Below are 21,018 nucleotides of genomic sequence, written 5' to 3'. Positions count from 1 at the left end.
GGCGCGGAACGGTTATTTTGCACTATTGCAATAATCTGCAGTCGGAGCAGGAATATAGCAGATATTGCCGTACAAACACGTTCTATTAGAACTTGCTTAACAGTATTAGAAGCAGCCGTCGGGATTTCTGCCACACTTGTCACCTTGGTAGCGGTTTCATTGGGCGTTTTGCACAGCGAAGCGGATCAGCTCGGCCTGCCCTTCTATGCCCAGCTTGCGCTTGATGTTGAGACGGTGGGTTTCCACGGTCCGCACGCTCAGGTCCAGCGCACGGGCGATCTGCTTGTTGGACTCGCCATTGGCAATGTGGCGCAGCACCTCGTGCTCGCGGGTGGTCAGCTGGTTGTCCTGGGTCTGCGGCTGCGCCAGTTGACGGGCCAACGCGGCGCTGTAATAGATGCCGCCGGACATCACCGTCTCGATGGCCACCACGATGTCCTTGCCGGGCGCATCCTTGAGCACGTAGCCACGTGCGCCGGCCTGGATCGCTTGCGACACATATTCCACCTTGTCGTGCATTGACAGGATCAGCACCGCAATGCGCGGGAATGCCTGCCTGAACAGCGCGGTCGCCTCGATGCCATTGGTGCCGCGCATATTAATGTCCATCAGCACCAGGTCGACGGGATGGCGGGCGGCCTGCTCCAGCGCCTCCGCTGCGCCGCCGGCTTCGGCCACCACTTCAAATTGCGGCATGGCTTCCAGCCGCGCGCGCAGGCCATCGCGCACCAGGGGGTGGTCATCCACCAGCAGAATCTTGATCGTATTCGTCATATCGTTTTAACTGTTGTTAGCGGCGTAGGCCGTCACGATGGTGCCGTCGGTCGAGGACAGAATCTCGAAACGGCCGCCGATCGCATCCATACGCTCCATCATATTGCGCAAACCGATGCCGCGCTGGGGATGCAGCGCGATGCCCTCGGCATCAAAACCACTGCCGTCATCGCGGATGCGCAGCGTGACGCCCTCCGCCTCGCCGCTGAGCGTGATGCCGATGCTGCTGGCGCCCGCATGACGCTCGATATTCGTGAGCGCTTCCTGCGCCAGGCGGAACAGCACGGTATTGGCCACGTCCGGCAATTCATCCGTACAGCCTGACGCTTCAAAGTTTACCGGGGTTCCGCTACTCAGGGTGTACTCCTTGGCCAGATGGTGCAAGGCCGCCGCCAGTCCCAGGTCATCCAGGATGGCCGGACGCAGGTTATGCGAAATGCGGCGCACCTCGGCCATCACATTGCTGAGCTGGTCGGCCGCATGTTCAAACACCGCCTGCGCCGCCTGCTGCTGTTCCAGCTTGCCCGACGACAGGCCGCTGGTCAGGCGGATGATGCCGGCTTCGATCTGCAGCTTGATCGACACCAGCCACTGGCTGATGCCATCATGCAGATCGCGCGACAGCCGCGCCCGCTCCTCCTCCTGCGACTCCACCACGCGCTGGGCCAGCACCTTGAGCTTGGCATCGGCCACGCGCAGCTCGCTGATATTGAGCGCCAGGCCGGAGCTGGCCACCGCCACTGCAGCGGCAATCGCAATCCCGGCGATCCACAACATGGTACTGTGAATATTGCGCGACTGCTGGACATCCACCTTGGCCAGGGCCTGGTCAACATCGTCCAGATAAATGCCGGTGCCCATCATCCAGCCCCACTTCGGCATGGCGATCACATAGCCCAGCTTGGCGACCGGCTTCTGCGTCGACGGCTTGACCCACATATAGCGTTCCAGCCCGCCGCCCGCCCTGGCGCGCTGCAGCAGATTCTGGATGGTCGGCTGGCCGTGCTCATCGCGCAGGCCGAACAGATTGCGGCCGACCAGCTCCGGCTGGCGCGGATGCATCAGCGTATTGCCCTGCATGTCATACAGGAAGAAATAACCATCATCGCCATAGCTCAGCGAACCGAGGATACGCATGGCTTCCTGGCGCGTCGCCTCATCATTGCGGCCCGAGTCGTACAGATGGGCAATCGAATGCGACGCCAGCGCGACATAATGCTTGAGCTCCGCCTCCTTGCTGCTGAGATAAGCCTGCTGAATCGTCTCGCGCTGCTGCTGGGCCAGCAGCACCGACTGATGCCGGACCGCCAGCGCGATCGCGCACAGCGCCAGTATCAGCGGCGTAATGGCCAGAAAAATCACCTTTTGCCGCAACTTCATGACGCCGCCCCCTCCATTCCCGTAGCCCCGGATTCTACGCCTGTGCGCCGCGCCAGTCCTACGTAGTTGTACGCACCAGGCTTGCGTAATGCTGCGCTTGCCCCCGTTATCAGCTTGGTGAATACTCCTCATAAGTAAATCCGGGGTCAGGTCCGCCATTTCTACACGACCCCAACCGTAGCGAAGACTACGGCAGAGGTTGTGTAGAAATGACGGACCTGACCCCGGAGTTAAAGACAACCTTGGAGGATGTATGAGTACTCTACCGAATACCCTGGTCAGCAAGCTGGGCTGGGCGGTGCTGGCGGTGCTGGGCGCCTCGGCGCTGGGCGTCGTGGCGCTGCACCGCGGTGAATCGATCAGCGCAATCTGGATCGTGATTGCCGCGGTCTGCGTGTATCTGATCGCTTACCGCTATTACAGCCTGTACATTGCCGATAAAGTGCTGGGCCTGGATGGGCGCCGCATGACGCCTGCCAACAAGCTCAACGATGGCCTCGATCACGTGCCGACCAATAAGTATGTGCTGTTCGGCCACCACTTTGCCGCCATCGCTGGCGCCGGCCCGCTGGTCGGTCCGGTGCTGGCCGCGCAGATGGGCTATCTGCCGGGCATGCTGTGGATACTGGCCGGCGTGGTGTTTGCCGGCGCGGTACAGGATTTCATCGTGCTGTTCATTTCGATGCGCCGTGATGGCCGCTCGCTGGGCGATCTGATCAAGTCGGAACTGGGCGCGATTCCGGGCAATATCGCGCTGCTGGGGACCTTCATGATTATGGTCATCATCCTCGCGGTGCTGGCGCTGATCGTGGTGAAGGCGCTGACCGGCTCGCCTTGGGGCAGCTTTACGGTGATGGCCACCATTCCGATCGCGCTGTTCATGGGCGTGTATTCGCGCTTCATCCGCGTCGGCCGCATTGGCGAGGTGTCGATCATCGGCTTTGTACTGCTGATGGGCGCGATCTTCGGCGGCCAGTGGGTGCAGGAAAATCCTGCGCTGGCGCCGATGTTTACCTTCACCGGCACTGAGCTGACCTGGATGCTGATTGGCTACGGTTTTGTCGCGTCGGTGCTGCCGGTGTGGCTGCTGCTAGCGCCGCGCGATTATCTGTCGACCTTCCTCAAGATCGGCACCATTGTCGGCCTGGCGCTGGGCATCCTGATTGTGGCGCCGCATCTGCAAATGCCGGCGCTGACCAAGTTCATTGACGGCACCGGTCCGGTCTGGGCTGGTTCGCTGTTCCCGTTCCTGTTTATCACCATCGCTTGCGGCGCGGTGTCCGGCTTCCACGCGCTGATCTCGTCGGGCACCACGCCGAAGATGATCGAGAACGAAACCCATGCGCGCTTCATCGGCTATGGCGCGATGCTGATGGAATCGTTTGTGGCGATCATGGCGCTGGTGGCGGCCTCGACCATCGATCCTGGCGTGTATTTCGCGATGAACTCGCCAGCGGCGCTGCTGGGCACGACGGCGGAATCCGCCGCGCACGCGGTGTCGCAGATGGGCTTCTTCATCACCCCGGAAATGCTGACGCAGACCGCCAAGGATGTTGGCGAGCACAGCATTATCTCGCGCGCGGGTGGCGCACCGACGCTGGCGGTGGGCATGGCGCACATCCTGTCCGGCGTACTGGGCGGCCGGGAAATGATGGCGTTCTGGTACCACTTTGCGATTCTGTTTGAGGCGCTGTTCATCCTGACTGCGGTGGATGCGGGTACCCGCGCCGGCCGCTTCATGCTGCAGGATCTGCTGGGCGCGTTTATCCCGGCCATGAAGAAGACTGAAAACACGGTGGCCAACCTGGTCGCAACCGGCCTGTGCGTGGCGGCCTGGGGCTACTTCCTGTACCAGGGCGTGGTCGATCCGCTGGGCGGCATCAATACGCTGTGGCCGCTGTTCGGTATCGCCAACCAGATGCTGGCGGCGATCGCGCTGATCCTCGGCACCTGCGTGCTGTTCAAGATGAAGCGTGGCCAGTACGCCTGGGTCACCATTGTGCCGACCGTGTGGCTGCTGCTGTGCACGCTGACGGCGGGCTGGCAGAAGATTTTCGACGCCAACCCGAAAGTCGGTTTCCTGGCCCACGCGGCCAAGTACCAGGCCGCGCTCGATGAGGGCAAGATCCTGGCCCCCGCCAAGTCCATCGCCCAGATGCAACAGGTGATCTTCAACGATTATCTGGATGCCTCGCTGGCTGGCTTCTTCGTGATCGTCGTGCTGAGCGTGCTGATCTTTGGCGCCCGCACCGTGCAGGCCGCACGTGCCGCGAGCAAGCCGACCGCCAACGAGAGCCCGATGGTGCTGACCACCGCCAAGGTGCAGTGATGCTGGGCGAGATCGCCAAGGCCGGCCGCTATCTCGGGCAGAGTATGCGCCTGATGATGGGCTTGCCGGACTACGATGCGTATGTGACGCACCGGGAAACCACCCATCCCGGCGAGCCCTATATGACGTACGAGGAATTCTTCCGCGAACGTCAGGAGGCGCGCTACGGCGGCGCAGGCAAGCGCGGCGGTTGTTGCTGAGACAGACCGGCTCCCAGTGAGCCGGTTTTTTTTCGTCGGCGGCGGAACTTCTCGGCCGGCGATGCCATCTAACGCAGATGGCACCTTATATTTACCAACAGGCTTTTGCGCGCAACATCGGCTGGGTCACGCCGGATGAGCAGGCCATCTTGCGCGGCAAGCGCATCGCGATTGCCGGCATGGGCGGGGTTGGCGGTGTCCATTTGCTGACGCTGGCGCGGCTGGGCATCGGCGCCTTCCACATTGCCGACTTCGATACATTCGACCTCGCCAACTTCAACCGCCAGGTTGGCGCCAACGTCTCGACGCTGGGCCAACCCAAGGTGAATGTGCTGGCGGCCATGGCGCTGGACATCAACCCCGGGCTGCAGCTGGTGCGTTTTCCCAACGGCGTCAACGAGGACAATCTGGTCAGCTTCTTTGAGGGTGTAGACTTATACGTGGATGGCCTCGACTTCTTTGCCTTTGGCGCGCGGCAGACCACCTTCGCCGCCTGCGCGCGGCTGAATATTCCCGCCATCACTGCCGCGCCGTTGGGCATGGGCACTGCGGTACTCAACTTCCTGCCGGGACATATGACGTTTGAAGAATACTTTGATTGGGGCGACAAGCCGGACCTCGAAAAAGCGCTGCGCTTCCTGGTCGGGCTGGCGCCGGCCGGCCTGCATGGCGGCTATCTGGTCGATCCGTCAAGCATCAACCTCAAGGAGCAGCGTGGCCCGTCCACCATCATGGGCTGCGAGCTGTGCGCCGGCGCCGCTGCCACCGAGGCCCTGAAAATTTTATTACAGCGGGGTGAGGTGCTGGCGGCCCCGCGCGGCTATCAGTTCGACGCCTACCGCAACAAGCTGGTGCGGACCTGGCGCCCCGGCGGCAACCGCCATCCGCTGCAACGGCTGGCGATGCTGCTGGCCAGACGGCGCCGGCCCGGAGAGCAGACATGAGCACGACGGTACCGCATCTGGACGCAACGCTGGAACGCATCCTCGAGCTGGCGCGCTGGGCGCCCAGCGGCGACAACACGCAGCCGTGGCGCTTTGAGATACTCGGCCCGCGTCAGCTGGTCATCCATGGCCATGACACGCGCGACCATTGCGTCTACGATCTGGACGGCCACCCCAGCCAAATGTCGATCGGCGCGCTGCTGGAAACCATGGCCATCGCCGCCAGCACGTTTGGGCTGGACATGCGCAGCACGCGCCACGGTGACACGCCCGATACGCAGCCCACCCTGAGCGTCGATTTCACGCCGGCGCCGGGCCTGGAGGCCGATCCGCTGGCCGGCGCCATCCTGCAACGCAGCGTGCAGCGGCGCGCGCTGAGCCGGCGCGCCCTGACGGCAGCGGAAAAGTCTGCACTGGCGATCGCCCTGCCGCAAGGCTATCGGGTGCACTGGCTGGAAGGCGCGCAGCGTCTGGCTGCTGCGCGCCTCATGTTCAACAACGCCAAGCTGCGTCTGACCATGCCGGAAGCGCATCAGGTACACCAGTCCGTCATCGAGTGGAATGCCCGCTACAGCGAAGACCGTATTCCCGATCAGGCGCTGGGCGCCGATGCCATGACCACCAGACTGATGCGCTGGGTGATGCAGGACTGGAAGCGCGTGCAGTTCTTCAATACCTGGCTGGCCGGCACGCTGGCGCCGCGCGTGCAGATGGACCTGATCCCCAGCCTCGCTTGCGCCGCGCATTTTGTGCTGGTGGCCGACCTGCGGCCACAGCGCATTGATGACTATCTTGCCGCCGGCCGTGCCATGCAGCGCTTCTGGCTGACCGCCACGGCGCAAGGACTGCAACTGCAGCCTGAACTCACGCCGCTCATTTTCTCGCGCTACGTGCGCGAGCGCCGCAAATTCTCCGACACCCCCGGCATGCTGGCGCGCGCAGCCGAGCTGTCGCGCCACGGCGAAGCGCTGGTGGGCCAGCAGGACTGGGAGACGGCGGTGTTCATGGGTCGTATTGGCGCGGGAGCGCCGGCCCTATCGCGTTCCTTGCGCCGCCCCTTGCGCGATCTGCTGGTGGTGCCGGGAGCGCGGTAATGCGTGCCATCAAACCGGGCCAGATCGCCGTCTTCATCAGCCTGCTGACGGTGATACTGCTGCTGGGAATCGGCAGCACCGCGCTGCTTGCACGCGGTCTGCCGCCCAGCGATTTTCGCGGCGTGGCACTGGTGCTGCTGGCCGTGCTGCTGATCTACCTGTCCGCGTTCCTGGTGTACCGCCTGTTCCTGCTGGCGCTGCCGCTGCGCGAAGGCGAGGTGGCGGAGAATTCACGCGATGAGCTGGTCGCCAACGTCAACATCCTGTTCTATCTGCTGCTGTTCAATTCGCTGATACGCACCTACTTCATTCCGGTGCCGCTCCAGCGGCTGATCTATCTCGCACTGGGCGCCAGGCTGGGCACCAACACCTACAGCGCGGGCGTGCTGCTCGACCCGCCGCTCACCTACATCGGCAGCAACACCATCATCGGCCACGATGCCGTGATCTTCGCGCACGTGATTGAAGGCGCGCGGCTGGAACTCAAGGCAGTCCACATCGGCAACACCGTCACGATCGGCGCCAAGGCGGTGGTGATGGCGGGCGTGCAGATCGGCGACAACGCCATCGTCTCGACCGGCGCGGTGGTCACCAAGGACACCCAGATTGCCGCGGGCGAAGTCTGGGGCGGCGTGCCGGCACGCCGGCTCAAAGCTGCCCAGTGACGGAATTTTTTACACTGCCTCGTCCAGCAAATCCTAAGTCCTTGATTTCAAAAGAACGCCTTTGCTGGCAAGGCTTTTGCTCTTAGCTCCTCACGGCCTCGATTCCCTTGGCCTCACCTTCAGGAGCATTCATGAAAACCTCTCCAATTGCGCTGGCCATCGCCATGCTGGCCACCGCGCTGGCGACGCCGCTGACGGCCAGCGCCGGTCCCACGCTGGGCCTGGACCCTACCGGTACTGGCGCCTACAGCACCTACGCCGACCTGTGGACCAATGTCACCGATACCGGCCTGGCCACTGGCTTTGTTCCCGGCCGCATCGTCGGCCCCGGCGCCACCGCGCCCTACCTGACCGAACTGCGCTCGCAAATGGTGGTAGGTACTATGTCGAACAGCAATATTCCCGCCATCGTCACGCCGGCCGGTCTGAACACCACGTTTGAAATCAGCAAGGTGGTACGCTTTCAGGAACTGGTCAATTCACAGACCGCCACCACCGCACACTTCGGCCTGCCCGCTACACAGTCTGCTGCGATGGATGTGGATGCCGCGCATGCCGGTGTGCAGAACGTTGCCATCTACCTCGATAACATCACTGACGGCAGCAAGGCCGTTCCCGGCAACAACGGCAACACCGTGCGCTGCTATGGCGAAGGCGTCACCTCGGCCGGTTGCGGTGGTGGCGGCGGTGATGGCGACGGCGTGCTGATTATGTCCGGCCACCTGGTGTTCAACGACGCCAGCTTTAGCGCCTCGGGCACTGTCGGCACCGGCTCCTTCGATTCGCGCTTCATGATCGACTATGTGGACACCAACTACCTGAACGCCGTCACCGGCTCCATCTTTGTCGACAAGTTTACCGGCACCACCAATGTGCCGTCATTCTTTACCCCGACCATGATGTGGGACGGCTCCACTCCCACCACAGTACCGTTCCTGAAAGTGGATTCGTCGCAAAGCTTTGCGACGATACCCGAGCCAGCCACGCTGGCATTGATTGGCCTCGGCTTTGCAGGTCTCGCGCTGGGCACGCGCCGCAAAGTGCAGTCCTGAGCTGTTGCAGCGGTCCTTGATAGCGGATCAGGCGTAGCCACCTGATCCGCTTTTTTTTATCCGCGCGTCACACGCCAGTGCGCGCGCTTGGTACGGAAGGTGTGGTGCTTGCGATACTCGCCCGGACTCATACCCATCGCCCGGCGGAACAGTTTGCTGAAGGTGCTGGCGTTGGTGTAACCGCAGGCATTGGCGATGGTTTGCAGACTGTTCAGACTAATCTCCAGCATCACCTTGGCACGCTGCACGCGCAGGTCCTGCAGATAGTCGAGCGGCGTCATGCCGAGCACGCTCTGGAAGTGACGCAGCAAGGTGCGCTCGCTGGACGATGCCACCGCTGCCAGTGCCGACAAATCATAAGGCTGTTCGATATTCGCTTCCAGCCACTGCTTGGCACGGTACACGGGACTGTCCGAGGTCATCGACAGCCAGTCACGCTCGGACAGCTGGTTGCCTTGCTCCTGACGCTCCGATTGCAGCTGCAGCAGCCGCGCACAGCCTTGCGCCGCTTCGGCATCCACCATGCGCGTCAATATCTCGATCAGGAAATCGGTCTGCTGCGACGGCGCCACGCAAGTGTACAGCTGCGGATAAAAGCTCATGGCATCCGGGCTGGAGAAATCACAGGCGGGAAAGCGGCGGCGGAAGAACGCCTTGAAGGCCCAGTGTGCATCAAGCGTCAAGCCGTCCAACATGCCGGCCAGCGCAGGAAAAATCAGGCCGGTCGAACAGGCTGCGATAATGCCGCCCTGCTCCACATGCGCCTTCAGCATCGTCATCACGGCCGGATAGCGTGTGGCCAGCAGCGGCAATTCCAGCGCGTTGGACACGTATAGCGCCGGAATAATCAGCAAGCGGCGATGCGGCGGCGCCGTCACCTCCGAGGTCGAAGCAAACACGCCTGCGACCGAGGTATCGAACAAGGCCGGACTGCCGGCCGGCGTCACGATTTTCCAGCTCAGGGGGCTGACAGCGTGGGGATTTCGCAACTTCAGCACGGTTGCAGCCAGCCTCAGCACGTCGGCCGCGTTGAACACCGTTCCCATGATAGCCTCAGGCAAACACAGCACTTGTGCCTCGAAATGCGGGATGGGGTTGGCGATATTGGTCATGATTATGGCGATATTGCTCCTATTTTTAGAAGAAAGCAAACCTTAGAATCATTTTCAGCAGGCGATCAGCCGGCGTTTTGAAGTCAAAAATTGTACGTTCAACGGGAGATGAAAGTGAGTTTGATTCAACAACGGCTGCCGCTGCGCTTGTGCGCCAGCGCGGTCAGTGTGGCGCTGGCAAGCATGGCCACGACCACCAGCTTTGCACAAGAGACGGAACAAGTGGTCGTGGTGACGGCCCAGAGCCGCAGCCAGCAAATTCAAAACGTCCCGATTGCCGTCCAGACCATGTCGGGCGCCGCGCTCAAGGACATCGGCGTTGCCAACCTCGGCGATGTGGATGCCTTCGTGCCGGGCCTGTCGATCGATACCTCGCAGTCCGTGCGGCCATCGGTCTACCTGCGCGGTGTGGGCACGCAAGACTTCGGCATCGGCACCGATTCTCCGGTGGGCATTTACACCGATGGCGTCTACACCGGCAAGAATGGCGGCTCACTGCTCAACTTCAACGACGTCAAGCGCATCGAGGTGCTGAAGGGGCCGCAAGGCACGCTGTTTGGCCGCAACGCTGCGGCAGGCGCCATTTCCATCGTCACCAATGACCCTGTCAATCGCGTCGAAGCCAACGGCCTGGTGCGCGTCGGCAGCCACGGCACGCGCCACGCGGAAGCCCTGTACAACACGCCGCTGACCGACAGCCTGTCGCTGCGGATTTCCGCCGTTACCCAGCAGGATGACGGCTGGGCACGCAACGCCTACAACGGCAAGCGCATGGGCGATGATGGCGACCGCGGCGTGCGCGCGGCCGTGCGCTGGCAAGGCGACGACAGCGCCGCCACGCTGAGCTGGGAACATGAGGTGATGCGCGCCTCCGGCCCGCCCGTGTTCTCGCTCACCAACAACAAGATCAATTACGGCGGCCCGGCCACGTGGACCAATCCGCTGAATACCCAGCTCAACAATGACGCCGAGCCGGACATGCAGGGCCGCACCTTCGACGGCGTGACGCTGCGCATCGAAACCCCGTTGTCGTTTGCCACGCTGACCAGCACCACGGCCTACCGCCACTACAACGCCCAGAACTGGCAGGATAACGATGCGGGCGCCAACGCGGCCACGGCGCTGTCCACCGGCATCGTTGAATCCAACGCGACCTGGCAGCAGGAGTTCAAGCTCAGCGGCGAGACCGGCAAGATCAACTGGGTCAGCGGCGTCAGCGCCTACCGCGAACGTGCGGCGTCGGTGCAGAGCGTGTCGGCCACCACCACCTCGCTGGACACCATCATCAACCACTCGGCCGGCCTGTCGCCATATGCCACGCTGACCGCGCTGGCACAGGGCCTGGGCAAGGCCACCGGCAACGCCGCGCTGCAAGGCGTCAACCTGCTGGGCCAGTCCTGGTCCGAGTACATGCACGACAAGGGCGAGTACCGCGCCTACGCCGTGTATGGCGACGCCATCTGGCACGTCAGCGACAGCAGCAACCTGACGCTGGGTGGCCGCTACACGCACGACCAGAAATCGTTCAGCTGGTACAACCCGGCGCGTACCGCAAGCGGACTGGACACCACACTGGCCGCGCTCAACCAGGCCAATTTCTTCCCGTCGCTAGTCGCCGCCAGACTGCTGACCGCAACCCAGGCGGCCACGCTCAAGGCGGTCACGACGAGCAATATCCAGTTCACCAATCCAGGCTCGGCCAAGGCGGCGTTCAGCGCGGACAAGAGCTGGAACAACTTCAGCCCGCGTGTCGTGCTCGACCATCACCTGACGCCGGACCACATGGCATATGTATCGTGGAGCAAGGGCTACCAGTCCGGCGGCTTTGATGCGGTGGGCGTCAACGGCCAATACGACAAGGAGTTGGTGACCAATCTGGAGGCCGGCCTGAAAGGCAGCGTGAATTCGCTGGGCCTGAGCTACGGCGCTTCCGTGTTCCGCTACAAATACACCAACCTGCAAAGCCTGACGCTGGTGCCGGCCAGCGCCACCAGCGGCATCCCGGTCTATCAGATCGTCAACAGCGACCAGAAGGCCACCGGCGTGGATCTGGAAGGCCAGTGGAAGCTGAACCGCATCTGGCGCCTGAACGGCTCGCTGGAATATCTGGACCAGACCTACGACCATTATGTCGCCCCAACCGGCGTCAGCCTGGATGGTCAGCCGGCAGGCGCGCCGTACCTGAGCGCCTCGGCTGGCGTGGCCGCCAAGTGGCCGGTCGCCGACGGCAAGGCTGACGTCAACCTGATGTACGGCTATCAGGGCAAGAAGCGCTGCAATGCCGACACCAGCGCGACCGGCAACTGCCTGCCGGACAGCGTGGTCGGCGCGGGCAAGGCGCGTGAACGCGTGGACGCGCGCGTGGGCTGGACGGCGGCGTCCGGCCGCTGGGGTGTTGGCCTGGTGGTCAGCAACCTGACCAACAAACAGTATGTGTCGGTCAGTACGCTGGGCTCGGCCGTGGGTTCGCCGTACGTCTACGTCAGCAAACCGCGCGTGATTGCGCTGGAATTGCGCGCCCAGCTTTAAATCGCTGCCAGCAGCTGCGCCAGACGCCCTCCTGCGTCGTAGCGCAGGCACTGCAAGGACACGCCGGCCGCCGCCGCACGCGGACCGGCGTGTTCCAGCAATTGCAGCGTTGCCGCGCGCAGCTGCTTTTCCCGCACCCGGTCCGAACGCAACAGGATGCCGGCGCCCATGCGCAACACGCCCTGCATGTTGAGGTACTGGTCCAGATTTCCGGCGATCCCCAGCACCGGCACGCCCGCCACCAGCGCCTGCTGGCTGGTCGGACTGCCGCCATTGCAGACCACCAGACTGGCGCGCTGTGCGGCCAACATGCCCGGCAGATACGGCGCCAGGTGCGCATTGGACGGCACGCTGGCCGGCACTGCATGGCCCGCAGTTGCCACCAGCACCGTGACCGGCAGCGGCGCCAGGGCGTCTAGCAAGGTCGGCAGCAACGCTGCCTGCCCCGAACTGCCCAGCGTGACATAGACGATACGCCGGCCAGCCGGCAAGGTATCCCACCATGCCGGCAAGGCCACGGGCGGCGACCAGATCACCGGTCCCAGATAACTGTGCGTTGTCGGCATGTCGAGCGGCGGAAACATCTCGGGCAGATCCGGGTACAGCACGTGGTCCGCATCAGTGTAGATGCGCCGCAAGTCGTAGCCCAGCGATGGCAGGCGATACGCGCGCCGCACCTTGTTGAGCGGACGGCTATGCAAGGCGAACGCCAGCGGCCTCACGCCACGAAACAGACGCTCCGCGAGTGCAATCGGCAACACGCGCGTCATCGGCAGCGCCGGCACATGGTAGTGCTGTTTGACGTACGGACTCCAGTAAGCGTTGATCAGTGCCACGTACGGCACCCGCGCCACACGCGCGCTGACCGACAGCGACAAACGGAAGTCGCCCACCACCACATCCGGCCGCACCGCCTCCAGCAGCGCCACATCATCCAGCACGTACTGCGCCAGTGTGGCCCGGTCGTAGACCGGCTTGCCGGCCGCGAGCGCCGCCAGAAAACGTTCGCCGGAAATGCTGTGCAGCACCCATGTGCTGAGATCGCTCCCCGCCAGGAACATCTCATAGCCCGGCGCGCAGGCAAAGTGCACCTCGTAGCGTTGCCGGTCCAGCGTCTGCGCCAGCGCGAGCGGACGCCCCACATGCGCCAGTGTGACCGCTTCCGCCACAAACAAGATTTTTTTGCGTTCCATTCCCACAGCTTGCAACTGTCACGCATGGGTTGTTTGAGCTGGCGCAAACGTGCCCGCCTTAACCCGGATCAAAGTCGAGCTTGCCTGCAGCATATATTTTTCTTATTGGCATTTATGAATGAGGCCTTGCGATGTTCAACATTGAACGCTCCGGTCCGCATCAAAAGCTCACGCGCATCTCGGTGGTGTCGACCGGCAGCGCGCTGCTGCTGGTATTTGTGCTGTTTGCAGCAGCCTCTGTCGTCAGCCATCGCGAGAAGGATGCTCAGCGGCTCACCATCCTGGCCGCCATGCTCCTCAGCGAGCGCCAGCCTGTCCTTGACGCCCTCGTTGCCGATGACACCATCCTGCAAGCAGTCATCTACGACAACGACGGCACACTGCGCAGCCGCTACCGGTCCCCCCTGCTGCCACCGGATCAAGCCGCGTCGGATGCGCCAGCGGCCATCGATGACCTCCGCATCCGTGTCGAACACAACGGCCCCCCCTGGGCTGCCACCACGCGCCTCTACCATGCACTGCGCGACGGCGACAGTGTCCTGCTGCTGGAGGCCACGCAAAGCCACATGTGGCCGGAGATCCTGAAAACCCTCGGCGTCGCCGCATTTGCCGCCGTCTTGTCCTTCACGCTGGCCCGGCTGAACGCGGCACGCTTCAAGAACAGCCTCAGCGAGCCTGTCAAGCAGCTCATCGCCGCCGCCCGGCAAGTCAGCCAGGGCGCAGCCACACCACGCATCGCCCATCAGCGCAATGACGAGCTCGGCGCATTGATCGACAGCTTCAACGACATGCTGGCGCAAGTCGAAGGCCGCGATGCCGCGCTGGCCCAGTATCGCGACCAGCTGGAGCGCCAGGTCAGCGTCCGCACCGAACAACTGGAAAAAGCCAAGAACGCCGCCGAGGCCGCGAGCCAGGCCAAGAGCGCCTTCCTGGCCACCATGAGCCACGAAATCCGTACCCCCATGAACGGCGTCCTCGGCATGACCGACCTGCTGCTGGCAACCCGCCTGTCGGACCAGCAGCGCCACTACACCAGCATGGTCAAGCGCTCGGGCGAGCATCTGCTGGTCATCATCAACGACATTCTCGACTTTTCCAAAATCGAAGCGGGCAAGCTCACGGTGGAATACATCCACTTCAATTTCCGCGACCTGCTGGACGACATCGAGAATGTGTTTTCGCCACAGGCGCAGGCCAAGGGACTGCGGCTGGAGCTGGACGTCGCCCACCACATCCCGCTGGCGATCTGCGGCGATCCCAACCGTCTGCGCCAGGTGCTGTTCAACCTGCTTGGCAACGCCATCAAATTTACCGACAGCGGCCAGATCACCGTCAAAGTGCATGTGGTGCAGGAAGACGCGCAATCGGTGGGACTGCGGTTTGAAGTCCATGACACCGGCATCGGCATCTCCGCCGAAGCACGCGCGCGCATCTTCGATTCCTTCTCACAAGCCGACGGTTCCACCACGCGCAAACACGGCGGCACCGGCCTGGGACTGGCGATCTCAAAACAACTGGTGGGACTCATGGGTGGCGAAATTGGCGTGGATCATGCGCTAACTCAAGGTTCGGTGTTTTGGTTTGCCGTAAATTTTGACAAACGTCGTGTTGACAGCGACGACCCGTCCACCGCCACCCAGGGAATCCGCGCTTTGATAGTCGATGACAACCCTGCCAGCCGCAGCGCGCTGGAGCGGCAGCTGACGTCGTGGCGCATCCACTGCGCCCACGCCAGCGCTACCGACGCCCTGCCCCAGCTGCTGCAAGCGGCCGCCAGCGGACAAGCTTATGATGCCGCACTGCTCGACATGCAGCTGCCCCGCACCAGCGGCCTGGCGCTGGCGGCCGCCATCCACGGCGAGCCGGCATTGTGCGCCACGCGGCTACTCCTGCTCAGCACCGAACACAACGCTGCCGATAACGTGCAGCTACGCACAGCGGGCGCTGCGTTCCAGCTCATCAAGCCCGCGCGTGACTGCGATTTGTACGAAGCCCTCACCCCCCCGGCACGCGGACGCGAGACGCGCGCCGCCAGCGCAGCAGCCGCACCGCCGTTGACGACACTCAGCGCCGGCAACGCGTCACGCGTGCGCAAGGGCCGCAAGGTTCTGCTTGCCGAAGACAACCCCGTCAACGTTGAAGTCGCCAGCGCGATGCTGGAAGGTCTGGGGCTCGACGTGCGCCGCGCCTGCAATGGCGAAGAAGCGCTGCACTCCGTCCAGGAAGACGACTTCGACGTCATCCTCATGGACTGCCAGATGCCCGTGATGGACGGTTTTGCCGCCACCACCGAAATCCGCCGTCACGAACAGCAACATGGCCGCGCGCGCAACCTGCCCATCATCGCGATCACCGCCAACGCGCTGCAAGGCGACCGCGAATCCTGTCTTGCCGCCGGCATGGATGACTACCTGAGCAAGCCGTTCACCCAGCAGGCGCTGGGGCAGACACTGTCCCGCTGGATCAACCTGCCCCGCATCGCGGCCGCGCCTGCCGAGCCAGCGCCACCGCAGGCGGACGAACACATCAACCTGCAGGCACTGGACAATATACGCGCGCTCAGCCCGAACAATGGCGGCGCCCTGCTGGAGCGCGTGCTGTACGCCTTCCTCCACGACACACCCACCCATCTGCACACCATCCGCCAGGCCATTACGGCCGACAATACGGAAGGGATGCGCAAGGCCGCGCACAGCCTCAAGTCCAGCGCCGCCAACGTCGGCGCCGACGCGCTGGCGCAGCGCAGCAAGGAACTGGAACAACTAGGACGCAACGACACCACCGCCGGCGCCGCGCCACTGCTGGCCGATATGGAACGCTCTTTCCAGGCCGCGCGGCAGGCGTTGGGAGCCCTCCTGGAAAAGGAAATCTGATCATGGCAACCTCCCCCAAGCGCGGCCTGGTACTGGTCGCGGACGACGATCCCACCATGCGTTTGCTGATGCTCGAGATGCTGGCGCAGGTCGGCCTGGACGCCATCGAAGCGGAAGATGGCCTCCAGGCCATCGCCCGCTATCAAAGCGCGTCACCCGACCTGGTGCTGCTGGATGTGGACATGCCCGGCCTGGACGGCCTTGCCGTGTGCCGCGAGATCCGCCAGCTGGAAACCCACGGTACCGTGCCCATCATCATGGTCACGGGCGGCGATGAGCTGGACTCGGTGACGCGCGCCTACGAGGCGGGCGCCACCGACTTCGTGTCCAAGCCCATCAACTGGCCGATACTGGGTCACCGCGTGCTGTACGTGCTGCGCGCCAGCGACGCCATCAGCCGCCTGCGCATTGCCGATGCCCAGCACCGCGCCGTGCTGGCGGCGATTCCCGACACTTTCTTTCGCATGAACAAAGATGGCTACTATCTCGATTACGAACAAGGCCACGAGGCCAGCAGTGTCTTCGCCAGCGACCTGTGCGTGGGCCGGCATCTTAGCCAGGTGTTGCCGCCGGAGATTGCCGGCCACATGCTGGAGCAGGTGCACTCGGTGCTGCAGACCCAGCACATCCGTTCGCTGGACTATCAACTGCCGTTGCCCGGTCCCGCGCCCCTGCCGGCGCGCCACTTCGAAGCGCGGCTGGTGGCCACTGGCCCGAACGAGGTACTGGGTCTGGTACGCGACATTAGCGAGCGCAAGCGCAGTGAAGAGCAAATCCGCCGCCTTGCCTATTGCGACTCGCTGACAGGCATCCCGAATCGTCAGGCGTTTCTGGAAACGCTAGAGGCTGAACTGGTGCGCTCGCGCAAGGCCAACAAAAAATTCGCCGTGCTGTTCATGGACCTCGATGCGTTCAAGCGCATCAACGACACGCTGGGACATGATGTCGGCGACCATCTGCTCAAGGCCGTGTCCGATCGCCTGCGCGACACCACGCGGCCCGGCGATCTGGTGTGCACCAACCTGGCCCGCCTGGGCGGCGACGAATTTACCATCCTGATCCCCGACCTGGACAAGGTGGAGGACGCGCTCAACGTCGCCCAACGCGTCAAGGAAGCCATGCGCCGGCCCTTCCTGCTGGAAGCGCACGAGATCTTCGTCACCGCCAGCATCGGCATCTCGCTGTATCCGGAAGACGGCGAAGACTGCAACTCGCTGCTCAAGTATGCGGACACAGCCATGTACCACGCCAAGAACTGCGGCAAGAACAACGCCAAGCTGTACAGCTCCTCGCTGACCATGCAGATCATGAGCCATGTGAAGCTGGAGGTCGGCCTGCGCAAGGCCTTGCAGAATGACGAACTGTACCTGCTCTACCAGCCGCAGATCGACGTTGCCAGCACGCAGATCGTCGGCTTTGAAGCGCTGGTGCGCTGGAAGCATCCCGAGCGCGGCGTGATCTCACCGACCGAATTCATTCCGCTGGCCGAAGAGACCGGCCTCATCGTACCGATCGGCGAATGGGTATTGCGCACCGCCTGCCAGCAGGCCACGACCTGGCAACTGCCCGGCAGGCGGCCGGTGCGCGTGGCGGTGAACCTGTCGGCCAAGCAGTTCAAGGATGACAACCTCACGCAAAGCGTGCTGTCCGCCCTGCACGACACCGGCCTGCCGGCCGAACTGCTGGAACTCGAACTCACCGAAGGCACGCTCATGGACGACGCGCGCGCCACCATGGTCACGCTGGAACAGTTGCGCGGCATCGGCGTATTTTTGTCGATCGACGATTTCGGCACCGGCTACTCATCGATGAACTACCTCAAGCGCTTTGACGTCCGCGCGCTGAAAATAGACCGCAGCTTCATCAGCGGCCTGCCGCTGGATGCAGAGAACGCCGCCATCACGCGCGCCATCGTTGCCATGGCGCACGGCCTGAAGATGGCGGTGGTTGCCGAAGGCGTGGAAACCGACGCCCAACTGGTCCTGCTGGAACAATACGGTTGCGACATGGCCCAAGGCTACTACCTGGGCCATCCCTCCCCACCCGAGCTCATCCCCAGCCTGCTCGCCAGCCAGCGCGCAATGGCGATGACGTGATTCATATTACCAAGCGGGCTTGGCGGCATATCATGCGTCACCATATTGCGTCGCAATTTACACGGCATAAATCAAAGAGTAAATTCTATCTCAGTGTTGATTTGATGGATTTACTGAATAAGGCTGCGGCTCTTCCGGCTTATCCGTATAAAGGAAATCTTCAGCGGGTGCTCGACGTCGGTATGCCGATCGGCATAGACCGTGACACAGGCATGCCAACTGCGATCGTTACTATTTTTACGCGGCCAAATGGAGACCTTGTCACCATGTTTCCCGGCCGAAGGTAGGAAATCATGCCACTGGACTTTGCTTTATTAGCGCAAGACGGCACACCGGTTGAGGTTGTGCCCATATCGATGGCCGAACATGAGGAACTCATCGCTTATGCCCGAGAGTTAAAGTTATTCCGCATCTTGCGATTTCACGACTACTTCGAAGATGTCGATACGACTACCATTGAACTACCAGGTCTGCAAAAAGAAATCACAACCATGGCGCATCGCTACCCTACCGCAAAACCATCATTCCTCAATGACCTCCAGCGCCTGGTTGCGCTTGCAATCACCCGCCATCAGACCTTATATGCCATCGCCGACTGATATGGCTACAGCACGCCATCCTGCTTCATCGCGGCAATGGCTTGCGCGGTGTAGCCCAGGGACTGGAGAATTTCGTCGTTGTGCTGGCCCAGGCTTGGGCCTATCCATTTGGTGTGGCCTGGCGTGGCCGACAGCTTGGGCGAGACCGCGGGCAGCTTGACCGGCGTGCCGTCGGCGAACTGGTGTTGTTCGAACATGTCGCGCGCCAGGAATTGCGGGTCCGTCATCATGTCGCGCACGGAGTAGATTTTGCCGGCCGGGACATCGGCCGCTTTCAGCACGGTCAGCGCGCTGTCGATATCCTGCGTCTCGCACCAGGCCTGAATCGCATCGTCGATCATCTGCGTGTGCCTGACGCGGCCGTCGTTGCGCTCCAGCTCAGGATTACCGGCCATGTCGATGCGGCCCATGGCCAGCATCAGCCGCTTGAAGATCGCATCGCCATTGCCGGCAATCACGATGTTTTCGCCATCCCTGGTGGTGTAAGTGTTGGACGGCACGATGCCCGGCAGCGAACCGCCCGTGCGCTCGCGCACCACGCCCGCATGGTCAAACTCCGGCACCAGCGATTCCATCAGGTTGAATACCGATTCATACAAGGCCACGTCCACCATCTGGCCCTCGCCTTTGCGCTTGCCGCCGGTCGCGTCGCGGTGGCGCAAGGCCATCATGGCGCCGATCACGCCATGCAACGCGGCGACCGAATCGCCGATCGACACGCCCACGCGCACCGGCGGCCGGTCCGCGTGACCAGACACATAGCGCAAGCCGCCCATCGATTCGCCGATGGCGCCAAAGCCCGGCAAATCCTTCATCGGTCCGGTCTGGCCAAAGCCCGACAGGCGCACCATGATGGTTGACGCATCAACCGCCTTGAGCTGCTCGTAGCCGAGCTCCCATTTTTCCAGCACGCCAGGGCGGTAGTTCTCGATGATGAGGTCCGCTTCCAGCGCCAGCTTGCGCGCGATCTCGCGGCCCTGCGCATGCTTCATGTTCAGCGTCAGCGATTTCTTGTTGCGCGACTGCACCGACCACCACAGCGACGTACCATCTTTCAACACCCGCCATTTGCGGATCGGATCGCCGCCGTCCGGCGACTCGACCTTGATGACCTCGGCGCCAAACTCCGCCAGCATGCGCGCACAAAAAGGGCCCGCGATCAGCGTGCCCAGTTCCAGTACCTTGATGCCGGCCAACGGCCCGGCGGTGTTCTTGGTCGTCATGTCGCCCTTCGATCCAGCATGGCGCGGGCGATGGTGCCCGCGTCTACATATTCGAGTTCCCCGCCAACCGGCACGCCGCGCGCCAGACGGCTCACCCGCAGACCGCGCGCTTTCAGCATTTCGCTGATGTAGTGCGCGGTGGCCTCGCCTTCGTTGGTGAAATTGGTGGCCAGCACCACCTCGGTAACCAGGCCATCGGTGGCGCGCGCCACCAGCTTTTCCAGATGAATGTCGCGCGGACCGATCCCATCCAGCGGCGACAGCCGGCCCATGAGCACAAAGTACAGGCCTTTGTACGTGAGCGTCTGCTCGATCATGAGCTGGTCGGCGGGCGTCTCCACCACGCACAGCAGGTGGCGGTCGCGCTCCTCGTCGCTGCAGGTGTCGCAGACGTCTTCTTCGGTAAAGGTATTGCAGAGTGCGCAGTGATGCACGGCGCTGACCGCCTGATGCAATGCGCGCGACAGCATGTCCGCGCCTTCGCGGTCATGCTGCAGGAGATGGAAGGCCATGCGCTGCGCCGACTTCGGCCCCACGCCGGGCAGCCGGCGCAGCGCTTCGGTCAGAAATTCCAGCGACTTGGACATGGTTCCTTAGAAAGGCATCTTGAAGCCGGCTGGCAGATTCATGCCGGAGGTCAGGCCGCTCATTTTTTCTGCCGCGGTAGCTTCGGCCTTGCGCACGGCGTCGTTGAAGGCAGCGGCCACCAGATCTTCCAGCATGTCTTTGTCGTCGGCCAGCAGCGACGGGTCGATCGACACGCGCTTGACGTCGTTCTTGCAGGTCATCACGACCTTGACCAGGCCGGCGCCGGACTGGCCTTCCACTTCGATCAGGGCCAGCGAGTCCTGGGCCTTTTTCATATTGTCTTGCATTGCCTGGGCTTGCTTCATCAGGCCGGCCAGTTGGTTTTTCATCATGGTGGAGTTCTCCGGGTTTCGGTAAGTTGAAAGAG

At 62.9% G+C, this 21,018-nt stretch carries 18 protein-coding genes; 11 read left to right on the top strand and 7 right to left on the bottom strand.

Annotated elements, in window-relative coordinates; genetic code table 11:
• Positions 1 to 156: 156 nt before the first annotated feature.
• On the bottom strand, positions 157 to 774 hold the full coding sequence (locus BUA36_RS16440; RefSeq protein WP_072786253.1) for a response regulator: 618 nt from the start codon (positions 772 to 774) through the stop codon (positions 157 to 159).
• A 6-nt stretch (positions 775 to 780) separates the two neighbouring features.
• Positions 781 to 2,154 (bottom strand): cache domain-containing protein, encoded by a 1,374-nt coding sequence (locus BUA36_RS16435; RefSeq protein WP_072786252.1) that lies wholly within the window; start codon positions 2,152 to 2,154, stop codon positions 781 to 783.
• Between the two features lie 253 nt (positions 2,155 to 2,407).
• Here BUA36_RS16435 and BUA36_RS16430 point away from each other — a divergent pair, with 253 nt between their 5' ends.
• From BUA36_RS16430 to BUA36_RS16405, 6 genes are all read left to right on the top strand, one after another.
• Entirely contained in the window at positions 2,408 to 4,483 is a 2,076-nt protein-coding gene (locus BUA36_RS16430) for a carbon starvation CstA family protein (RefSeq protein WP_072786251.1), read from the top strand.
• Positions 4,483 to 4,683 carry a YbdD/YjiX family protein gene (locus BUA36_RS16425; RefSeq protein WP_072786250.1) on the top strand — a complete coding sequence of 67 codons (201 nt, stop codon included), beginning with the start codon at positions 4,483 to 4,485 and terminating at the stop codon, positions 4,681 to 4,683. The genes BUA36_RS16430 and BUA36_RS16425 overlap by 1 nt, the downstream gene beginning before the upstream one ends.
• A gap of 77 nt (positions 4,684 to 4,760) precedes the next feature.
• Positions 4,761 to 5,627 carry a ThiF family adenylyltransferase gene (locus BUA36_RS16420; RefSeq protein WP_072786249.1) on the top strand — a complete coding sequence of 289 codons (867 nt, stop codon included), beginning with the start codon at positions 4,761 to 4,763 and terminating at the stop codon, positions 5,625 to 5,627.
• A complete protein-coding gene (locus BUA36_RS16415) occupies positions 5,624 to 6,721 on the top strand; it encodes a nitroreductase family protein (RefSeq protein WP_072786248.1) in 1,098 nt (365 codons plus the stop codon). The genes BUA36_RS16420 and BUA36_RS16415 overlap by 4 nt, the downstream gene beginning before the upstream one ends.
• Complete coding sequence (locus BUA36_RS16410; protein WP_072786247.1) at positions 6,721 to 7,386, top strand: DapH/DapD/GlmU-related protein; 666 nt, start codon at positions 6,721 to 6,723, stop codon at positions 7,384 to 7,386. The genes BUA36_RS16415 and BUA36_RS16410 overlap by 1 nt, the downstream gene beginning before the upstream one ends.
• A gap of 131 nt (positions 7,387 to 7,517) precedes the next feature.
• Positions 7,518 to 8,438 carry a PEP-CTERM sorting domain-containing protein gene (locus BUA36_RS16405; protein WP_072786246.1) on the top strand — a complete coding sequence of 307 codons (921 nt, stop codon included), beginning with the start codon at positions 7,518 to 7,520 and terminating at the stop codon, positions 8,436 to 8,438.
• A 56-nt stretch (positions 8,439 to 8,494) separates the two neighbouring features.
• On the opposite strand, the gene BUA36_RS16400 is transcribed toward BUA36_RS16405, so the two are convergent.
• The gene (locus BUA36_RS16400; RefSeq protein ID WP_072786245.1) at positions 8,495 to 9,550 is read right to left on the bottom strand and encodes a GlxA family transcriptional regulator; all 1,056 of its coding nucleotides are present in this window, start codon (positions 9,548 to 9,550) and stop codon (positions 8,495 to 8,497) included.
• 114 nt (positions 9,551 to 9,664) lie between these two features.
• Between BUA36_RS16400 and BUA36_RS16395 the strand changes: the two genes are divergently transcribed.
• Positions 9,665 to 12,079 carry a TonB-dependent receptor gene (locus BUA36_RS16395; RefSeq protein WP_167544309.1) on the top strand — a complete coding sequence of 805 codons (2,415 nt, stop codon included), beginning with the start codon at positions 9,665 to 9,667 and terminating at the stop codon, positions 12,077 to 12,079.
• Here the strand turns inward: BUA36_RS16395 and BUA36_RS16390 are convergent.
• The gene (locus BUA36_RS16390; protein ID WP_072786243.1) at positions 12,076 to 13,272 is read right to left on the bottom strand and encodes a glycosyltransferase; all 1,197 of its coding nucleotides are present in this window, start codon (positions 13,270 to 13,272) and stop codon (positions 12,076 to 12,078) included. The genes BUA36_RS16395 and BUA36_RS16390 overlap by 4 nt on opposite strands.
• A gap of 131 nt (positions 13,273 to 13,403) precedes the next feature.
• Here BUA36_RS16390 and BUA36_RS16385 point away from each other — a divergent pair, with 131 nt between their 5' ends.
• The 4 genes from BUA36_RS16385 to BUA36_RS16375 are packed head-to-tail and all read left to right on the top strand — an operon-like array spanning position 13,404 to position 18,840.
• The gene (locus BUA36_RS16385; RefSeq protein WP_072786242.1) at positions 13,404 to 16,145 is read left to right on the top strand and encodes a hybrid sensor histidine kinase/response regulator; all 2,742 of its coding nucleotides are present in this window, start codon (positions 13,404 to 13,406) and stop codon (positions 16,143 to 16,145) included.
• Between the two features lie 2 nt (positions 16,146 to 16,147).
• Positions 16,148 to 18,241 carry a putative bifunctional diguanylate cyclase/phosphodiesterase gene (locus BUA36_RS16380; protein WP_072786241.1) on the top strand — a complete coding sequence of 698 codons (2,094 nt, stop codon included), beginning with the start codon at positions 16,148 to 16,150 and terminating at the stop codon, positions 18,239 to 18,241.
• On the top strand, positions 18,238 to 18,528 hold the full coding sequence (locus tag BUA36_RS30355; protein WP_139260609.1) for a hypothetical protein: 291 nt from the start codon (positions 18,238 to 18,240) through the stop codon (positions 18,526 to 18,528). Before BUA36_RS16380 ends, BUA36_RS30355 begins: the two co-directional genes overlap by 4 nt.
• A gap of 6 nt (positions 18,529 to 18,534) precedes the next feature.
• Entirely contained in the window at positions 18,535 to 18,840 is a 306-nt protein-coding gene (locus BUA36_RS16375) for a hypothetical protein (protein ID WP_072786240.1), read from the top strand.
• 5 nt (positions 18,841 to 18,845) lie between these two features.
• On the opposite strand, the gene BUA36_RS16370 is transcribed toward BUA36_RS16375, so the two are convergent.
• From BUA36_RS16370 to BUA36_RS16360, 3 genes are read right to left on the bottom strand one after another with little or no spacing between them, the layout of a single operon-like run.
• Positions 18,846 to 20,063 (bottom strand): CaiB/BaiF CoA transferase family protein, encoded by a 1,218-nt coding sequence (locus tag BUA36_RS16370; RefSeq protein WP_072786239.1) that lies wholly within the window; start codon positions 20,061 to 20,063, stop codon positions 18,846 to 18,848.
• Positions 20,060 to 20,650 (bottom strand): recombination mediator RecR, encoded by a 591-nt coding sequence (recR, locus tag BUA36_RS16365; protein ID WP_072786238.1) that lies wholly within the window; start codon positions 20,648 to 20,650, stop codon positions 20,060 to 20,062. The genes BUA36_RS16370 and recR overlap by 4 nt, the downstream gene beginning before the upstream one ends.
• A 6-nt stretch (positions 20,651 to 20,656) precedes the next feature.
• Positions 20,657 to 20,983: a YbaB/EbfC family nucleoid-associated protein gene (locus BUA36_RS16360; RefSeq protein WP_072786237.1), complete on the bottom strand. Its 327-nt coding sequence runs from the start codon at positions 20,981 to 20,983 to the stop codon at positions 20,657 to 20,659.
• Positions 20,984 to 21,018 lie beyond the last annotated feature (35 nt).

Origin of the sequence: Duganella sacchari (genome assembly GCF_900143065.1) — a bacterium.
GTDB classification, from domain to species: Bacteria; Pseudomonadota; Gammaproteobacteria; order Burkholderiales; family Burkholderiaceae_D; genus Rugamonas; species Rugamonas sacchari.
This window is presented reverse-complemented; position numbering and strand designations above follow the sequence as displayed.

Excerpts from the sequence above, each read along its gene's own strand:
- recR (WP_072786238.1), bottom strand. The coding sequence starts at position 20,650 with ATGTCCAAGTCGCTGGAATTTCTGACCGAAGCGCTGCGCCGGCTGCCC.
- BUA36_RS16375 (WP_072786240.1), top strand. The coding sequence starts at position 18,535 with ATGCCACTGGACTTTGCTTTATTAGCGCAAGACGGCACACCGGTTGAG.
- BUA36_RS16385 (WP_072786242.1), top strand. The coding sequence starts at position 13,404 with ATGTTCAACATTGAACGCTCCGGTCCGCATCAAAAGCTCACGCGCATC.
- BUA36_RS16400 (WP_072786245.1), bottom strand. The coding sequence starts at position 9,550 with ATGACCAATATCGCCAACCCCATCCCGCATTTCGAGGCACAAGTGCTG.
- BUA36_RS16415 (WP_072786248.1), top strand. The coding sequence starts at position 5,624 with ATGAGCACGACGGTACCGCATCTGGACGCAACGCTGGAACGCATCCTC.
- BUA36_RS16390 (WP_072786243.1), bottom strand. The coding sequence starts at position 13,272 with ATGGAACGCAAAAAAATCTTGTTTGTGGCGGAAGCGGTCACACTGGCG.
- BUA36_RS16370 (WP_072786239.1), bottom strand. The coding sequence starts at position 20,063 with ATGACGACCAAGAACACCGCCGGGCCGTTGGCCGGCATCAAGGTACTG.
- BUA36_RS16425 (WP_072786250.1), top strand. The coding sequence starts at position 4,483 with ATGCTGGGCGAGATCGCCAAGGCCGGCCGCTATCTCGGGCAGAGTATG.
- BUA36_RS16420 (WP_072786249.1), top strand. The coding sequence starts at position 4,761 with ATGGCACCTTATATTTACCAACAGGCTTTTGCGCGCAACATCGGCTGG.
- BUA36_RS16440 (WP_072786253.1), bottom strand. The coding sequence starts at position 774 with ATGACGAATACGATCAAGATTCTGCTGGTGGATGACCACCCCCTGGTG.
- BUA36_RS16380 (WP_072786241.1), top strand. The coding sequence starts at position 16,148 with ATGGCAACCTCCCCCAAGCGCGGCCTGGTACTGGTCGCGGACGACGAT.
- BUA36_RS16405 (WP_072786246.1), top strand. The coding sequence starts at position 7,518 with ATGAAAACCTCTCCAATTGCGCTGGCCATCGCCATGCTGGCCACCGCG.
- BUA36_RS16360 (WP_072786237.1), bottom strand. The coding sequence starts at position 20,983 with ATGATGAAAAACCAACTGGCCGGCCTGATGAAGCAAGCCCAGGCAATG.
- BUA36_RS16435 (WP_072786252.1), bottom strand. The coding sequence starts at position 2,154 with ATGAAGTTGCGGCAAAAGGTGATTTTTCTGGCCATTACGCCGCTGATA.
- BUA36_RS16430 (WP_072786251.1), top strand. The coding sequence starts at position 2,408 with ATGAGTACTCTACCGAATACCCTGGTCAGCAAGCTGGGCTGGGCGGTG.
- BUA36_RS16410 (WP_072786247.1), top strand. The coding sequence starts at position 6,721 with ATGCGTGCCATCAAACCGGGCCAGATCGCCGTCTTCATCAGCCTGCTG.